Source organism: Psychrobacter sp. 1U2, assembly GCF_051847575.1.
In genome coordinates, this window is sequence record NZ_JBPYDC010000225.1 from 1 (window position 1) to 1,358 (window position 1,358).

Here is a 1,358-nt window from a genome sequence, read left to right on the forward strand (position 1 = left end):
GGAGCGTCGTCTTTCCAGCGCCAGCCTTGCGGGTTGGCATTATTTTTTTCAATTGGAAAACGTTTGGCCAAAGCGTTCAAATCTCTTTGTACTGTACGTAAGCTGATATCGAACCCAGCAAGCTTGAGCTGCTCATAAATATGTGTCGTGCCCACCCAGCGGTTGCGCTGGAGCTGTGACAACACTTGCCATTGCCGCGCAGTAGTCGCCGCTCCATGACGGCTAGCCGCTGTATCGTTCGCTACATTCTCCGTTTCTTCGGTAGCTGATAAAACAGGCTGTACTGTCTGCTCATCAGGAGCGTTAGAGGTAGAGAGTTCTGTTGCGTTAGCGTTTTGCGCAGTCATTGAGAGATAACCTATATAGAGTCTGTCATAAACAGTAACATGTTAAAACATAGCCTGCTTGGCATAAAAGACGTTTATCATCGCAGAAAATAGCTTAAGCGTCTAGAAGGTTTAAGTTTGGCTTTTGAAGATTGTCATCCAGCAATCTTCTGAATGATTTTAGCGAAAGAGTTTTAACACAAAGTATGAATGCAAATGATTGCCGAAGAGGACGATACTCGGTTTGCGTCATCATTGACCGTCATCAGCGTTCTCGCTTTTACGCTGTTTTTGTTTATCCTTTTTCTTACGACGTTTAGATTTACGTTTCTTGTTGGCTTTCTTTTTAGATTCTTTTTCTTCAATAGGCTCACCTGTATCTTGATTGTCGTCCCATATCATCAATCGGCGCAAGACTTTACCAAATAAAGTATCTTTACGATAACGACCTTTTTTATTCATTGTATCGATAGGCAAGCATGTCATCAGTGTCAAGGCTTCACTAATTGTATGCACGCCATAAATAGAAAAGCTGCCTGCCTTGACCGCAGCAATAATATCGTCTCGCAACATCAATTGGCTGACATTGGCCATTGGTATTACTACCCCTTGTTGACCTGTCATACCTTGCTCGCGACAAGCATCAAAAAATCCTGCAATTTTGGCATTTATGCCGCCGACGGCCTGCACCTCACCCAACTGATTCATAGAGCCTGTAATAGCAGAGGATTGGTTGATAGGTACATTCGCTAAAGCTGAGAGGAGCGCACAAGCTTCACTGACTGTCGCACTATCGCCATCAATATGAGCGTAGCTTTGTTCAAAGGCTAGGGAGGCACTAAAATTTAGCGCATGATGTTGGCTAAATAGCGCACGCAAATAGCTGGTCATAATCAACATACCTTTAGCATGTAAACTACCGCCCAAATCGACATCACGCTCGATATCGAGAATCTCACCAGTACCAATGTTGGGTTGAATCAAAGCAGTAAGACGTGCTGGCATGCCAAACTCACTATCAGCATAGCTGAC

Annotated in this window: 1 protein-coding gene and 1 pseudogene; both read right to left on the minus strand. The window is 44.1% G+C overall.

Going from position 1 to position 1,358, the window contains the following annotated elements:
* Positions 1–347, minus strand: a pseudogene (locus ACS8FD_RS14695) (WYL domain-containing protein); the annotation flags it as partial.
* A gap of 231 nt (positions 348–578) precedes the next feature.
* The coding region (locus tag ACS8FD_RS14700; RefSeq protein ID WP_439276400.1) for a S16 family serine protease at positions 579–1,358 on the minus strand (780 nt) is incomplete at its 5' end.